Source organism: Citrobacter sp. Cf125 (genome assembly GCF_030333935.1).
Taxonomy (GTDB): domain Bacteria; phylum Pseudomonadota; class Gammaproteobacteria; order Enterobacterales; family Enterobacteriaceae; genus Citrobacter; species Citrobacter freundii.
On the sequence record NZ_JAOWEY010000025.1, the window covers coordinates 458580 to 473402 of the forward strand.

Here is a 14823-nt window from a genome sequence, read left to right on the forward strand (position 1 = left end):
AGCTCGCCGAAGCGAGCTTTTTTAATATGGCTGGGGTACGAGGATTCGAACCTCGGAATGCTGGTATCAGAAACCAGAGCCTTACCGCTTGGCGATACCCCAACGGGTGCACCCACAAAGTGGACGACTTTTTGAAATTGGCTGGGGTACGAGGATTCGAACCTCGGAATGCTGGTATCAGAAACCAGAGCCTTACCGCTTGGCGATACCCCAACAATTTTTTGGATTTACCGAACGAGTCGATACGTCCTTAATATGGTGGCTACGACGGGATTCGAACCTGTGACCCCATCATTATGAGTGATGTGCTCTAACCAGCTGAGCTACGTAGCCAGATACTATCATATTCTTCGATGGCTGGGGTACCTGGATTCGAACCAGGGAATGCCGGTATCAAAAACCGGTGCCTTACCGCTTGGCGATACCCCAATGACCGTTGCGGTGAACCGCTATATCGAAGAAAAAATGGCTGGGGTACCTGGATTCGAACCAGGGAATGCCGGTATCAAAAACCGGTGCCTTACCGCTTGGCGATACCCCATCCGTGCAACGCTTACGGGTGAATGGTGCGGGAGGCGAGACTTGAACTCGCACACCTTGCGGCGCCAGAACCTAAATCTGGTGCGTCTACCAATTTCGCCACTCCCGCAAAAAAAGATGGTGGCTACGACGGGATTCGAACCTGTGACCCCATCATTATGAGTGATGTGCTCTAACCAGCTGAGCTACGTAGCCATCTTTTTTTTCGCGTAACCTTATCGGCGTTGCGGGGCGCATTATGCGTATTGAGCCTTGAAGCGTCAACCCCTTTTTCATTGAAAATAGCTGGAATGTGACTGTTTGGTTAGGTTGCGAACAGCATGACGCAATATTCGGCAATTATTAGTTATTAATTGTTTTTTTGCACAGAAAACAGACATAAAAAAAGAGCCCTGCAGGGCCCTTTTCTAAGGATTAACTTATTTATAAGCGGACTGGTGTACGCCAACCGCACGACCAGACGGATCGTTCATGGTTTTAAACGCTTCATCCCATTCGATCGCTTTAGCGGAAGAACAGGCTACAGACGGCCCGCCAGGTACGCATTCCGCAGCGCTCGCAACCGGGAACAACTCTTCGAAAATCTCACGGTACAAATACGCTTCTTTAGATGATGGCGTGTTGTATGGGAAACGGAAGCTGGCGGTTTCCAGTTGTTGGTCAGAAACTTGTTCAGCAGCGACTTCTTTCAGCGTATCAATCCAGCTGTAACCGACACCGTCAGAGAACTGCTCTTTCTGACGCCATGCGACGCTTGCTGGCAGGTAGGACTCAAAACATTCGCGCAGAACGTGTTTTTCCATTTTGCCGTTGCCGCACATTTTGTCCTGCGGGTTGATGCGCATCGCCACATCAAGGAATTTCTTATCCAGAAACGGCACGCGTGCCTCCACACCCCAGGCTGACATCGCTTTGTTGGCACGAGCGCAGTCGAACATATGCAGTGCCTGCAGCTTGCGCACGGTTTCTTCGTGCAGTTCTTTTGCATCTGGTGCTTTGTGGAAATAGAGATAACCGCCAAATACTTCGTCCGAACCTTCGCCCGACAGCACCATTTTAATGCCCATCGCTTTAATTTTACGCGACATTAAGTACATTGGCGTCGAGGCGCGAATCGTCGTGACATCGTAAGTTTCGATGTGATAAATCACGTCGCGGATAGCATCCAGACCTTCCTGCACGGTGAAGTGGATCTCGTGGTGCACGGTACCCAAATGGTTTGCCACCTCTTGCGCAGCTTTCAGATCCGGAGCGCCTTCCAGGCCGACGGCGAAGGAGTGCAGCTGTGGCCACCAGGCTTCGCTACGTTCCTGATCTTCAACACGGCGTGCCGCGTATTTTTTAGTGATCGCGGAAATGACGGATGAATCCAGACCGCCGGACAGCAGTACTCCATAAGGAACATCAGACATCAGGTGGCTTTTAACCGCATCTTCCAGCGCCTGGCGCAGCTCGTTTTTATCGGTAACGTTGTCTTTGACTGCATCGTATTCAAACCAGTCGCGCTGGTAGTACTGACGAATTTCGCCGTCTTTACTCCATAAATAACTACCGGCCGGGAATTCTTTGATTGTGCGGCAGACAGGAACCAGCGCTTTCATTTCAGACGCAACATAGAAGTTACCGTGTTCGTCGTAACCCATATACAGCGGGATGATCCCAATATGATCGCGACCGATCAGATAAGCGTCCTGCTCGCTGTCATACAGGGCAAAAGCAAACATGCCTTGCAGATCATCCAGAAACTCTGGGCCTTTTTCCTGATACAGCGCGAGGATAACTTCGCAGTCGGAACCGGTCTGGAACTGATAGCGATCGCCGTACTCAGCGCGCAGCGCCTGGTGGTTATAAATTTCACCGTTAACCGCCAGGATATGCGTTTTCTTCACGTTGTACAGCGGCTGAGCACCGGCGTTGACGTCGACGATGGACAGACGTTCGTGTGCCAGAATGGCGTTATCACTGGCGTAAATACCCGACCAGTCCGGGCCGCGATGGCGCATCAGACGAGACAATTCCAGGGCTTTTTTACGCAGTTCAACTGCGTCAGTTTTAATATCGAATACGCCAAAAATAGAACACATAACCTTCTCCGTTAACCTGTTGCGTGATGCTTTTTATGTTTGCTTGATAAAGAAAATGCCGCAAAGCGGGAGAGGGCGCAAGCGAATTGCGGGTCAGAAAATAAAAAATGCAATGGTCATTGTGGATTGGTGAAAAAAGATTACAGAATAGACGTGTTTATTGATGAATCGACAGTTTTATAGCGGTTTTATTGAATGGAGAGACTTCGTGGGGCGGATAAGACGATGACGCCGCCATCCGGCAATAACGCTGCATAATTGCCGAATAAGATGAACTTATGTCTTATCCGGCCTGCGAATCAAATCACATCAATTTCAGCAACAGACGGGTAAATCCAGCTTGGTCTGAACGGCATGTTGTCAATATCATCGAGCTTGGATACGCCAGACAGTACCAGGATAGTTTCCAGACCCGCCTGAAAACCTGCCAAAATATCGGTGCGCAGGTTGTCGCCAACAATGACGGTTTCTTCTGAGTGCGCCTGCATTTTGTTGAGCGCCGCGCGAATAATCCACGGGCTTGGTTTGCCGACATAAAATGGTTTACGACCTGAGATCTTCTCAATACCGGCACAGAGTGCTCCACAGGCGGGATAAAAGCCGCGACCGTGGGTATCCGGGTTAGTGGCGATAAAACGAGCGCCGTTGGCGACAAAATACGCCGCTTTATGCATCATGTCCCAGTTATAGGAACGCGTCTCGCCAACAATCACAAAATCGGGGTTCACGTCGGTAATGGTAAATCCAGCTTTATACAGTTCGTGAATTAACGCGCCTTCACCAACCACATAGGCCTTTTTTCCTTCCTGGCGACGAAGAAAATCAGCGGTAGCCATCGCGGAAGTATAAAAGACGCTATCAGGGACATTCACACCTGCGGTGGCGAAGCGGTTTGCCAGATCTTGCCCGGTCTGCGAAGGGTAGTTAGTCAGCAGGACTAACGGCAGACCTTTTTCCAGGATCCCAGTCAGAAATTCTGCCGCACCCGGTACAGCAACATTGTCGTGCATCAGCACGCCGTCGATATCACAAATTACATTCTTAATGGCCATGGACAATCCGACATTAAAAAAAGAAGGCATTACTATACACAAAATACACTACATCATTCGAGTCGCATCAAGGCGGCAAGTCTGCGAACCTCCGGAGCTTACTGGAAGTAAGTGACCGGGGTGAGCAGATGCAGCTAACGCAGAGGCAGCTTGAAGGATGACGTGTATTAGCTTTCCAGCAAACGTTGCAGCAAAGTCCCGTTAAGCATTGCGCGTTTCACCAGCGCAAAGGCGCCAATGGCGGAGCGGTGATCCAGCGTGGACCGAACCACCGGTAAATTATGGCGAAACGCCTTCAACGCCTGCGTGTTGATACAGCTTTCTATTGCAGGCAGCAGCACTTTATCAGCCTCGGTAATTTCGCCCGCAATGACGATTTTCTGCGGATTAAAGAGGTTGATGGCGATAGCGATGGTTTTACCCAGATGGCGACCAACGTGCTCAATGACTTCTGCTGCCAGATTATCGCCTTTATTCGCTGCCTTACAGATGGCTTTGATACTGCAATCATCCAGCGTGAGCCGGCTTGGATAGCCTTGCTTTAGCAAGTTTTGTACGCGGTGTTCGATAGAGGCGTTGGCCGCAATGGTTTCCAGACAGCCGAAATTACCGCAGTGACAACGCTCACCCAGCGGCTCAACCTGAATATGACCAATCTCACCGACGTTGCCATTGCGACCGATGAAAATGCGGCCATTGGAAATAATTCCCGCGCCGGTTCCGCGGTGCACTCGCACCAAAATGGAGTCTTCGCAATCCTGGCTTGCCCCGAAATAGTGCTCAGCCAGCGCCAGGCTGCGAATATCGTGACCAACAAAGCAGGTGACTTTGAAGCGTTTTTCGAGCGCTTCGACCAGCCCCCAGTTTTCGACCTGAATGTGTGGCATATAGCGGATGACGCCGCTTTCAGGATCGACAAGGCCTGGCAGGATGACAGAAATTGCGATCAGCTCGCGGATTTTCCGCTGACAGCTCTCAATAAAGATGGCAATGGTGTTGAGCAGCGCATATTCCAGCGTTTCCTGGGTGCGCTCCGGGAGAGGGTAATGCTCTTCGGCGACCACTTTACTGCTCATATCATAGAGAGTGAGCGTCGTATCGTGGCGACCCAGGCGTACGCCAATTGCGTGGAAATTGCGGGTTTCTGTGACGATAGAGATAGCGCGGCGGCCCCCGGTGGAGGCCTGCTGATCGACTTCTTTGATCAGCCCGCGTTCGATCAACTGACGCGTAATTTTGGTTACGCTGGCGGGGGCAAGCTGGCTTTGCTCGGCAATTTGAATTCGCGAGATTGGCCCATGCTGGTCAATCAGGCGATAAACCGCCGCGCTGTTAAGCTGTTTTACGAGATCAACATTACCTATTTGAGCTTGTCCGCCTGGTGTCATTCTTTCTCTTACTCAGTAACGACCTCGTTGCCATTAACGATGGTCTTGATAATTTTAAAGTCGTGCGTGAACGCAGTCAGGTTGGCTACTTTGCCTGGCGCGATACTGCCGAGTTGTTTGTCGACGCCAATGGCGCGAGCAGGGTAGAGCGTTGCCATGCGCAGGACTTCGTCGAGAGCGATATTCGCATGTTCGACCAGATTGCGTACACCCTCAATCATGGTTAATGATGAACCGCTCAACGTACCGTTCTCATCAACACACAGTCCATTGCGGTAGTATATTGTTTTACCAGCGAAAATGAACTGTTCAATGTTTGCACCTGCTGGCGCGGTCGCGTCAGTGACCAGGCACAGCTTGTCGCCTTTCAGGCGCTTAGCATTACGAATGTTAACGTAATCAACGTGCAGGCCATCGGCGATGATACCGCAGTAGATATCGGCTTCATCAAGAATTGCGCCCGCCAGACCTGGTTCACGACCGGTAATGTACGGCATCGCGTTGAACAAATGGGTCGCAAAGCTGATGCCTGCGCGGAAACCGATTTTGGCTTCTTTGACCGTTGCATTGGAGTGACCTGCAGAAACCACGATACCGGCATTAACCAGTTTGGTGATGACCTCTACCGGGACCATTTCTGGTGCCAGTGTGACTTTGGTGATCACATCCGCATTATCGCACAGGAAATCAACCAACGCAGCGTCCGGCTGACGGACAAATCCCGGATTATGGGTACCTTTTTTCACAAGGTTCAGCCACGGGCCTTCAAGATGAAGTCCTAATGCCTGATTCGGGTGTTTCGCCAGGTATTCACGCATCACGCGAACACCCTGTTTCATCAGGTCATCGCTGGTGGTGATAAGCGTTGGCAAATAGTTGGTGCAGCCAGATTTTTCATTGGCTTTCTGCATGATTTCCAGCGTTTCAACGGTCACGGCTTCTGCCGTATCGTTAAACTGTACACCGCCGCAGCCGTTTAGCTGTACATCAATAAAACCGGGGGAAACAATGGCCCCATTCAGTGAGCGCTGTTCAATTCCTGACGGTAACTCAGCCAGTGGGCAAACGCTGTCAATCAGGCCATTGGCGACAACAATCGCATGGTCATCAAGAATTTCGTGACCGGTAAAGATCCGGCCCTGGGTTAAAGCATACATTCCGACCCCCGATTTCAAAAAATGCCGCCCTGCAACTCATCGACAGGGCGGAGACATCAATTACAGACCTTTAATATTTTCCGCTTCTAACTCGTTGAAGTATTTCAGCGTCTTCACTTTCAGTTCCATGGTGGAAGGCTCATCGCAGACCACAACGGCTTTTGGATGCAACTGCAAGCAGCTGATGGTCCACATGTGGTTAACGTTGCCTTCAACGGCGGCTTGCAGCGCCTGTGCTTTCTGGTGGCCCAGAACCAGGATCATCACCTCTTCGGCATCCAGCAGGGTACCCACGCCAACGGTCAGCGCATATTTAGGCACCTGGCTTACGTCGCCGTCAAAGAAGCGTGAGTTAGCAACACGTGTGTCGTGAGTCAACGTTTTGATACGGGTACGGGAAGCCAAAGAGGAAGCCGGTTCGTTGAACGCGATGTGACCATCGTTGCCTACACCGCCCATAAACAGGTGGATTTTACCGTAAGAACGGATTTTTTCTTCATACTGACGGCATTCTGCATCAATATCCGGCGCATTACCATTGAGGAGGTTGATGTTTTCTGCTGGAATATCAACGTGATCAAAGAAATTGCGGTGCATAAAGCTGTGGTAGCTTTCCGGATGCTCTTTCGGCAGGCCAACATATTCGTCCATATTGAAAGTAACAACATGCTTGAAGCTCACCTGGCCCGCTTTGTGCATTTCAACCAATGCTTTATAAGCTGTCAGCGGAGTACCGCCAGTCGGCAGGCCCAGAACGAACGGACGATCTGCCGTTGGTTTGAACGCGTTAATACGGCTAACGATATGGCGAGCAGCCCATTTGCCGACTTGTTCAGCGGTATTCAGGGGGATCAGTCTCATTCTTCACCTCAAAAGTAAATGTAAGCAATTGGCGGATTGAGTCTCTGTGCAGTATTAAGCGTAACCTGGTTTTGCATCGGTAAGGATCAATCCGTTTCGATTTTTTGAATGATAAAATAAGTTTTCGTAGTTAGCCAGTGGAAGGGAGGGTTAATAACGATATTTGGTGACTGAAATCACAAAAAACACGCGTTTAATTTGCGATACGAATTAATTTTTCACACACTCTGAATGTAGATGAATGGTTAATATCGTTGTTCCAGAATCTTGCTGTCAGGAATGGTCACACAATAAAAATATGGCTTCAAAGAAGCCTAATCGGGGTCTCGTAGGGGGAATAAAATGAATATTTTAGGTTTTTTCCAGCGGCTGGGTAGGGCGTTACAGCTCCCCATCGCTGTGCTGCCAGTCGCGGCACTGCTGCTGCGATTCGGCCAACCAGATTTACTTAACGTACCCTTCATCGCGCAAGCGGGTGGGGCCATCTTTGATAACCTCGCATTAATATTTGCGATCGGTGTTGCTTCCAGCTGGTCAAAAGACAGCGCAGGTGCAGCAGCGCTGGCAGGTGCGGTCGGTTATTTCATATTGACCAAAGCAATGGTTACCATTAACCCTGCAATCAATATGGGCGTGCTGGCTGGTATCATCACCGGTCTGGTCGGCGGTGCCGTGTATAACCGCTGGTCTGGTATCAAACTGCCTGACTTCCTGAGCTTCTTTGGCGGCAAACGCTTCGTGCCGATCGCCACTGGCTTCTTCTGTCTGGTGTTGGCTGCTATCTTCGGTTACGTATGGCCACCGGTACAGAATGCCATCCATGCGGGTGGTGAGTGGATCGTGGGCGCTGGCGCGCTGGGTTCCGGTATCTTTGGTTTCATCAACCGTCTGCTGATCCCAACCGGTCTGCATCAGGTGCTGAATACTATCGCCTGGTTCCAGATTGGCGAATTTACTAACGCTGCAGGTACCGTATTCCACGGTGACATCAACCGCTTCTACGCGGGTGACGGCACTGCGGGTATGTTCATGTCTGGCTTCTTCCCGATCATGATGTTTGGTCTGCCGGGTGCGGCGCTGGCGATGTACTTCGCGGCTCCGAAAGCACGTCGTCCGATGGTTGGCGGTATGCTGCTGTCCGTTGCGATCACCGCGTTCCTGACCGGTGTTACCGAGCCGCTGGAATTCCTGTTCATGTTCCTGGCTCCGCTGCTGTACCTCCTGCACGCACTGTTAACGGGTATCAGCCTGTTCGTTGCAACACTGCTGGGGATCCACGCAGGCTTCTCCTTCTCCGCAGGTGCTATCGACTACGTGTTGATGTACAACCTGCCGGCAGCAAGCCAGAACGTCTGGATGCTGGTGGTGATGGGTCTGGTGTTCTTCGTTATCTACTTTGTGTTGTTCAGCGCGGTTATTCGTATGTTTAACCTGAAAACGCCGGGCCGCGAAGATAAAGAAGACGATATCGTTACTGAAGAAGCCAACAGCAACACTGAAGAAGGTTTGGCTCAACTGGCAACCAGCTACATTGCAGCGGTTGGTGGCACTGATAACCTGAAAGCGATTGATGCCTGTATCACTCGTCTGCGTCTGACCGTTGCCGACTCCGGTCGCGTAAACGATGCGATGTGTAAACGTTTAGGAGCATCGGGTGTCGTTAAGCTGAATAAGCAAACAATTCAGGTCATCGTGGGGGCGAAAGCTGAATCCATCGGCGACGAAATGAAGAAAGTTGTCGCGCGTGGCCCGGTGGCAGCAGCGTCTGGTGAAAGTGCGCCAGCAGCAGCGGCTCCGGTAGCAAAACCGCAGGCGGTAGCGAATGCAGTCACCGTTGAAGCGCTGGTTTCTCCGATTACCGGTGACGTAGTTGCGCTGGAGCAGGTTCCTGATGAAGCCTTCGCCAGCAAAGCTGTAGGTGACGGCGTGGCGGTGAAACCAACGGATAAAATTGTGGTTGCTCCGGCTGCGGGCACCATCGTGAAAATCTTCAACACTAACCACGCGTTCTGCCTGGAAACTGTTAAAGGCGCGGAAATCGTGGTCCATATGGGCATCGACACCGTCGCGCTGGAAGGTAAAGGCTTTAAGCGTCTGGTTGAAGAAGGTGCGGAAGTTACTGCAGGCCAACCGATTCTGGAAATGGATCTGGAGTTCCTGAACGCTAACGCACGTTCTATGATAAGCCCGGTTGTGTGTAGCAACAGCGATGATTTTGGCGCTCTGGTCATTAAAGCCGAAGGTCATGTGGTTGCCGGTCAAACACCACTGTATGAGATTAAAGGTAAGTAACTGCTCCTGAGTAAAGTGAGTTAAGTGCCTTAAGCGGCGGGGGATAGTCCTCCGCCGCTTTTTTTTGCAGCAAATGCCCTCATATCTCCTGCTGAACAGCTTTTTTGTGCAACTAATAGTTGTCTCCTGACGTCGCTTATAAGATCATACTCCGTTATACGTTGTTTACGCTTTGAGGAATCCACGATGAGTGAGGCTGAAGCCCGCCCGAGTAACTTTATTCGTCAGATCATCGATGAAGATCTGGCCAGTGGTAAGCACACCACTATCCATACCCGTTTTCCGCCGGAGCCAAATGGCTATCTGCACATTGGCCACGCGAAATCCATTTGTCTGAACTTTGGCATTGCGCAAGATTACCAGGGCCAGTGCAACCTGCGTTTTGATGATACGAACCCGGTTAAAGAAGATATCGAGTACGTTGAGTCGATTAAAAACGACGTTGAATGGTTAGGTTTCCACTGGACTGGCGACATTCGCTACTCTTCGGATTACTTCGATCAGCTTCACGCCTATGCGGTAGAGCTTATTAATAAAGGGCTGGCGTACGTTGACGAACTGTCAGCGGACGAAATCCGCGAATACCGTGGCACGCTGACTCAGCCAGGCAAAAACAGCCCGTACCGCGATCGTAGCGTTGAAGAGAACCTGGCGCTGTTCGAAAAAATGCGTACCGGTGGCTTTGAAGAAGGTAAGGCCTGCCTGCGTGCGAAAATCGATATGGCTTCGCCGTTTATCGTGATGCGCGATCCGGTGCTGTACCGCATTAAGTTCGCCGAACACCACCAGACCGGCAACAAGTGGTGCATCTACCCGATGTACGACTTTACCCACTGCATCAGCGATGCGCTGGAAGGCATTACGCATTCACTGTGTACGCTGGAGTTCCAGGATAACCGTCGTCTGTACGACTGGGTGCTAGACAACATCACCATTCCGGTTCATCCGCGCCAGTACGAATTCTCGCGCCTGAATCTGGAATACACCGTGATGTCTAAGCGCAAGCTGAACCTGCTGGTGACCGACAAGCACGTTGAAGGCTGGGACGATCCGCGTATGCCGACGATCTCTGGCCTGCGTCGTCGCGGTTACACAGCTGCCGCGATCCGTGAGTTCTGCAAACGCATTGGCGTGACCAAACAGGACAACACCATTGAGATCGCTTCTCTGGAATCCTGCATCCGCGAAGATCTGAACGAAAATGCTCCGCGCGCGATGGCGGTTATCGATCCGGTGAAACTGGTTATCGAAAACTACCCGCAGGGCGAAAGCGAGCTGGTCACTATGCCTAACCATCCGAATAAACCGGAAATGGGCAGCCGTGAAGTACCGTTTAGCGGTGAAATTTGGATCGATCGCGCAGACTTCCGCGAAGAAGCGAACAAGCAGTACAAGCGTCTGGTGATGGGTAAAGAAGTACGTCTGCGTAATGCATACGTGATCAAGGCCGAACGTGTTGAGAAAGATGCAGAAGGTAAGATCACCACCATTTTCTGCACCTACGATGCTGACACCCTGAGCAAAGATCCGGCCGATGGTCGTAAAGTTAAAGGCGTTATTCACTGGGTGAGCGCGTCCCATGCGCTACCGATTGAAATCCGTCTGTACGACCGTCTGTTTAGCGTGCCAAACCCAGGTGCGGCGGAAGACTTCCTGTCCGTTATTAACCCGGAATCGCTAGTCATTAAGCAGGGTTACGGTGAGCCGTCGCTGCAGGCTGCGGTTGCAGGTAAAGCGTTCCAGTTTGAGCGTGAAGGTTACTTCTGCCTGGACAGCCGTTATGCAACGGCTGACAAGCTGGTGTTTAACCGTACCGTTGGTCTGCGTGATACGTGGGCTAAAGCGGGCGAATAAGTCGCAACACATCCTCTCTAAACGCCGCTTTATGCGGCGTTTTTTTTCGCAAAAAAACCGTTTGACAGGCTCCGTTTGCGCAGCGAATTAATTACATGTCTGTAATAATAAATCGGCTGAATGTTTTTACGTTTAAATAACTTACCTCAATGTGAAATGGGCTGAAACCGATTTCATCTCTATGGAAAACAAGCGATTTTTTCATTTTTTCAACGCTTTTTTATCTCCCAATGAAAATGTAACAGAAAGCAATGAAATATGTGCGGTTGCTCATACTATTACATACTCGTTACAGAAAGAGATTGATAATTCGCGTCGCGAAAAATAGTCTATTCATTGTAGTCACTGAGGTTTTCTTGGCGCTACTTTTTTAATTTTTGTTTTTTCGCTGTCCGCTTATATCGGCAGCATTTTTATGTCAAAGAGGATTAACATATGCGTACGTTTAGTGGCAAACGTAGTACGCTGGCGCTGGCTATCGCCGGTATCACAGCAATGTCGGGTTTTGTTGTCGCTCCGCAGGTACACGCCGAAGGATTTATTGATGACTCAACCTTAACCGGCGGCATCTATTACTGGCAGCGTGAGCGTGACCGTAAAGATGTGACCGATCATGACAAATACAAAACCAACCTTTCTCACTCCACCTGGAACGCTAACCTCGACTTCCAGTCCGGTTATGCGGCCGATATGTTTGGTATTGATATCGCAGCATTTACCGCTATTGAAATGAACGAAAGTAGCGAAAGCGGCCATCCAAACGAAATCGCATTCTCTTCCAAAAATAAAGGCTATGACGAGGATTACTCCGGCGATAAGAGCGGGATTAGCCTTTATAAAGCAGCAGCTAAATTTAAATACGGCCCAACCTGGGCGCGTGCCGGTTACATTCAACCAACCGGGCAGACTTTGCTGGCACCGCACTGGAGCTTTATGCCAGGTACCTATCAGGGGGCTGAAGCCGGTGCCAACTTCGACTATGGTGATGCTGGCGCACTAAGCTTCTCCTATATGTGGGCTAACGAATATAAAGCGCCGTGGCACACCGAAGTCGATAAATTCTATCAGGCTGATAAAAAGACCAGCGTTGATTACCTGCATTCAATCGGCGCGAAATATGACTTCAAAAATAACCTGTTGCTGGAAGCGGCATTTGGTCAGTCTGAAGGCTACGTCGATCAGTACTTCGCCAAAGCCAGCTACAAATTCGATTTAGGCGGTAACCCGTTTACTACCAGCTATCAATTCTACGGCGCACGTGACAAAGTTGACGACCGCACCGTGAACGATATTTATGACGGCACGGCCTGGCTGCAGGCGCTGACCTTCGGTTATAAAGTAGCGGAAGTGGTTGACCTGCGTCTGGAAGGCACATGGGTTAAAGCAGATGGGCAGCAAGGCTACTTCCTGCAGCGTATGACCCCGACCTACGCCTCATCAAACGGTCGCCTGGACGTGTGGTGGGATAACCGTTCTGACTTCAACGCCAACGGCGAAAAGGCAGTCTTCTTCGGCGCAATGTATGACCTGAAGAACTGGAACCTGCCGGGCTGGGCAGTGGGCGCGTCCTACGTTTACGCATGGGATGCTAAACCCGCTACCTGGCAGCTCAACCCGGATGCGTACTACGACAAAAACCGCACTATCGAAGAATCTTCTTACAGCCTGGATGCGGTCTACACCCTGCAGGATGGTCGTGCGAAGGGCACTATGTTTAAACTGCACTTCACTCAGTACGACAACCATTCAGATATTCCGAGCTGGGGTGGTGGTTACGGCAACATCTTCCAGGATGAGCGTGACGTGAAATTCATCGTTATTGCTCCGTTCACTATCTTCTAATGCCAATAGCGGCAGGCCGGGCGCCTGCCGCCTCGTTGAGGAACGTGCTATGAAAAAACTGATACTCATCGCCGTTATGGCATCAGGGCTGGTGGCTTGTACGCAATCCCCTGCACCGAAAGAAGACAGCCGTCTGAAAGAAGCCTACAGCGCATGTATTAATACCGCTCAAGGATCGCCGGAAAAAATAGAAGCCTGCCAAAGCGTGTTGAATGTACTGAAGAAAGAAAAACAGCACCAGCAGTTTGCCAATGAAGAAAGCGTACGCGTGCTGGATTATCAGCAGTGTATCCAGGCCACGCGCACGGGTAACGATCAGGCCGTTAATGCTGATTGCGATAAAGTCTGGCAGGAAATTCGCAGCAAGAATGCCGCACAGTAATTCAAAAAATGAAAAAGACAACGGGCGGAGAATTTTCCGCCCGTTTGCATTTCAGAGCTTATTTTCCACTGGTTGATAACCCCGACTTAGCCGGACAAACAGCATTGCCGTGGCAGCGAGTCCGCAAAGTGCCGCGCACATCAGCCACCATCCCGGTGAGCTTTTATCCCCGGTTAGCTGAACCAGTGCCGTGGATATGACCGGCGTTAGGCCGCCAAAAATCGCTGTGGCAAGACTGAATGCCAGTGAAAAGCCCACCGTACGCACATAGACCGGCATCACCTCGGTGAGTGCGGCTACCATTGCCCCGTTATACATACCAAAAAAGAATGAGAACCAAAGCAGGACCAATGTCATGCGAGTGAAATCTGGCGCGGCGGTGAGCCAGTGCATTACCGGCCAGGTGGTGATCAGAGCGAGTACGGTAATCCCCATTAACACCGGACGACGACCAATTCGGTCAGAAATTGCCCCGCCAATGGGCAGCCAGATAAAGTTAGAAATACCGACCAGCATGGTGACCACCAGGCTGTCGCGAGCGCTCAGGTGGAGTACAGCCCTGCCGTAGGTCGGGGTGTAGACGGTGATGAAGTAAAATGTCGTTGTGGTCATCGCCACCAGCAGCGTACCTGCAGCGATAAGACGCCAGTTTTTGACGATAGTGGTGAAAATTTCCCGAGTGTCGGGGCGGTGCGTGCGTTGTAAAAATGCGTCTGTTTCCTGCAGCGAGCGGCGGAGCACGAAGATCAAAGGAATAATCATGCAACCAATAAAGAAGGGAATGCGCCAGCCCCATTCCGAGATCTGATCGTGTCCCAGGGTAGCGTTCAGACAGTAACCAATCAGCGCCGCCACCACAATGGCGACCTGTTGACTGGCCGACTGCCAACTGGTGTAGAAGCCTTTATTGCCAGGCGTGGCGATTTCCGAAAGATAAACCGAGACGCCGCCTAACTCTACGCCTGCAGAAAATCCCTGTAATAATCGTCCAAGTAATACCAGCACGGGAGCCAGCAGGCCAATACTGTGATAGCCAGGTACCAGGGCTATCAGCAGGGTACCGCAGCCCATAATCGCCAGCGTCACCATCAGGCCTTTACGACGACCAATTCTGTCGATGTAAGCACCCAGCACAATGGCGCCAACGGGTCGCATTAAGAAACCCGAGCCAAAAACGGCGAAAGTTAACATTAGCCCGGCAAATTCACTCTCCGCGGGAAAGAAGGTCTTTGCAATATAGGTGGCGTAAAACCCGAACAGAAAAAAGTCGAACTGTTCGAGAAAATTACCGCTGGTTACCCGCAGTATTGCGCCGAAAGTTCCGGCGCGCGATGGTTGTTGTGTCATTGGGTTTGCTCCACTGTCTTATCA

General features: G+C 50.9%; 10 protein-coding genes and 7 tRNA genes. 4 read left to right on the top strand and 13 right to left on the bottom strand.

The annotated features are described in order from the left end of the window. Positions 1 to 27: 27 nt before the first annotated feature. The 12 genes from OGV89_RS18830 to nagB form a co-directional block, all read right to left on the bottom strand. A tRNA-Gln gene (locus OGV89_RS18830) sits at positions 28 to 102 on the bottom strand. A gap of 36 nt (positions 103 to 138) precedes the next feature. Beyond that, positions 139 to 213: transfer RNA gene (locus OGV89_RS18835), tRNA-Gln, on the bottom strand. A gap of 43 nt (positions 214 to 256) precedes the next feature. Next, positions 257 to 333 (bottom strand) — tRNA-Met (locus OGV89_RS18840). Positions 334 to 354: 21 nt separating this feature from the next. Continuing rightward, a tRNA-Gln gene (locus OGV89_RS18845) sits at positions 355 to 429 on the bottom strand. A gap of 37 nt (positions 430 to 466) precedes the next feature. Beyond that, a tRNA-Gln gene (locus OGV89_RS18850) sits at positions 467 to 541 on the bottom strand. Between the two features lie 23 nt (positions 542 to 564). Continuing rightward, a tRNA-Leu gene (locus OGV89_RS18855) sits at positions 565 to 649 on the bottom strand. 9 nt (positions 650 to 658) lie between these two features. Next, positions 659 to 735, bottom strand: a tRNA-Met gene (locus OGV89_RS18860). A 224-nt stretch (positions 736 to 959) separates the two neighbouring features. Further along, on the bottom strand, positions 960 to 2624 hold the full coding sequence (asnB, locus tag OGV89_RS18865; RefSeq protein WP_003835552.1) for an asparagine synthase B: 1665 nt from the start codon (positions 2622 to 2624) through the stop codon (positions 960 to 962). Positions 2625 to 2923: 299 nt separating this feature from the next. Continuing rightward, complete coding sequence (gene nagD / locus OGV89_RS18870; RefSeq protein WP_003022792.1) at positions 2924 to 3676, bottom strand: ribonucleotide monophosphatase NagD; 753 nt, start codon at positions 3674 to 3676, stop codon at positions 2924 to 2926. A gap of 167 nt (positions 3677 to 3843) precedes the next feature. Further along, positions 3844 to 5064: a DNA-binding transcriptional regulator NagC gene (nagC, locus tag OGV89_RS18875; protein WP_003022796.1), complete on the bottom strand. Its 1221-nt coding sequence runs from the start codon at positions 5062 to 5064 to the stop codon at positions 3844 to 3846. An 8-nt stretch (positions 5065 to 5072) separates the two neighbouring features. Next, on the bottom strand, positions 5073 to 6221 hold the full coding sequence (gene nagA / locus OGV89_RS18880) for an N-acetylglucosamine-6-phosphate deacetylase (protein WP_003022800.1): 1149 nt from the start codon (positions 6219 to 6221) through the stop codon (positions 5073 to 5075). A 60-nt stretch (positions 6222 to 6281) separates the two neighbouring features. After that, positions 6282 to 7082 carry a glucosamine-6-phosphate deaminase gene (nagB, locus tag OGV89_RS18885; RefSeq protein WP_200002879.1) on the bottom strand — a complete coding sequence of 267 codons (801 nt, stop codon included), beginning with the start codon at positions 7080 to 7082 and terminating at the stop codon, positions 6282 to 6284. Between the two features lie 342 nt (positions 7083 to 7424). Here nagB and nagE point away from each other — a divergent pair, with 342 nt between their 5' ends. The 4 genes from nagE (at position 7425) to OGV89_RS18905 (ending at position 13452) form a co-directional block, all read left to right on the top strand. Continuing rightward, a complete protein-coding gene (nagE, locus tag OGV89_RS18890; protein ID WP_016149786.1) occupies positions 7425 to 9374 on the top strand; it encodes a PTS N-acetyl glucosamine transporter subunit IIABC in 1950 nt (649 codons plus the stop codon). A 186-nt stretch (positions 9375 to 9560) separates the two neighbouring features. Further along, positions 9561 to 11228 (top strand): glutamine--tRNA ligase, encoded by a 1668-nt coding sequence (gene glnS, locus OGV89_RS18895; RefSeq protein WP_003022809.1) that lies wholly within the window; start codon positions 9561 to 9563, stop codon positions 11226 to 11228. A gap of 435 nt (positions 11229 to 11663) precedes the next feature. Continuing rightward, a complete protein-coding gene (gene chiP / locus OGV89_RS18900; protein ID WP_003835544.1) occupies positions 11664 to 13070 on the top strand; it encodes a chitoporin ChiP in 1407 nt (468 codons plus the stop codon). Between the two features lie 49 nt (positions 13071 to 13119). Next, complete coding sequence (locus OGV89_RS18905) at positions 13120 to 13452, top strand: ChiQ/YbfN family lipoprotein (RefSeq protein ID WP_003022817.1); 333 nt, start codon at positions 13120 to 13122, stop codon at positions 13450 to 13452. A gap of 51 nt (positions 13453 to 13503) precedes the next feature. Here the strand turns inward: OGV89_RS18905 and OGV89_RS18910 are convergent, their stop codons facing one another. Further along, positions 13504 to 14799, bottom strand: a complete 1296-nt coding sequence (locus tag OGV89_RS18910; protein WP_003847370.1) for an MFS transporter — start codon at positions 14797 to 14799, stop codon at positions 13504 to 13506. Positions 14800 to 14823 lie beyond the last annotated feature (24 nt).

Excerpts from the sequence above, each read along its gene's own strand:
- asnB (WP_003835552.1), bottom strand. The coding sequence starts at position 2,624 with ATGTGTTCTATTTTTGGCGTATTCGATATTAAAACTGACGCAGTTGAA.
- nagD (WP_003022792.1), bottom strand. The coding sequence starts at position 3,676 with ATGGCCATTAAGAATGTAATTTGTGATATCGACGGCGTGCTGATGCAC.
- nagC (WP_003022796.1), bottom strand. The coding sequence starts at position 5,064 with ATGACACCAGGCGGACAAGCTCAAATAGGTAATGTTGATCTCGTAAAA.
- nagA (WP_003022800.1), bottom strand. The coding sequence starts at position 6,221 with ATGTATGCTTTAACCCAGGGCCGGATCTTTACCGGTCACGAAATTCTT.
- nagB (WP_200002879.1), bottom strand. The coding sequence starts at position 7,082 with ATGAGACTGATCCCCCTGAATACCGCTGAACAAGTCGGCAAATGGGCT.
- nagE (WP_016149786.1), top strand. The coding sequence starts at position 7,425 with ATGAATATTTTAGGTTTTTTCCAGCGGCTGGGTAGGGCGTTACAGCTC.
- glnS (WP_003022809.1), top strand. The coding sequence starts at position 9,561 with ATGAGTGAGGCTGAAGCCCGCCCGAGTAACTTTATTCGTCAGATCATC.
- chiP (WP_003835544.1), top strand. The coding sequence starts at position 11,664 with ATGCGTACGTTTAGTGGCAAACGTAGTACGCTGGCGCTGGCTATCGCC.
- OGV89_RS18905 (WP_003022817.1), top strand. The coding sequence starts at position 13,120 with ATGAAAAAACTGATACTCATCGCCGTTATGGCATCAGGGCTGGTGGCT.
- OGV89_RS18910 (WP_003847370.1), bottom strand. The coding sequence starts at position 14,799 with ATGACACAACAACCATCGCGCGCCGGAACTTTCGGCGCAATACTGCGG.